Source organism: Paraburkholderia sp. SIMBA_027 (genome assembly GCF_046535315.1).
GTDB lineage: Bacteria > Pseudomonadota > Gammaproteobacteria > Burkholderiales > Burkholderiaceae > Paraburkholderia > Paraburkholderia tropica.
In genome coordinates, this window is record NZ_JAWRWY010001641.1 from 1 (window position 1) to 234 (window position 234).

1 pseudogene is annotated in these 234 nt (G+C 66.2%); it reads left to right on the forward strand.

Going from position 1 to position 234, the window contains the following annotated elements:
• Window positions 1-49: 49 nt before the first annotated feature.
• Window positions 50-234: pseudogene (locus tag SB764_RS44745) on the forward strand (hypothetical protein); the annotation flags it as partial.

Sequence of the window (234 nt, forward strand, 5' to 3'; positions counted from 1 at the left end):
TGCCGCAGCGGACCGAAGCGGGCGGCTTTCGCATGGGCGCCTGGCATCGATGGCGGTGAAGATCGAGTCGGCTCAGGATGCTGCGCAGGCGATCCGCGACGACAGCATGTTCCACATCGAGCTTGCCGCAAGTTCAGGCTCCCTGCGGCTCACGCGCGAGGAAATGGCGATGCAGGCCGAGATGGGGCCACTGATCTGCGCAGCCCCTGCCGGATACGCGAACGCGGCATCAGA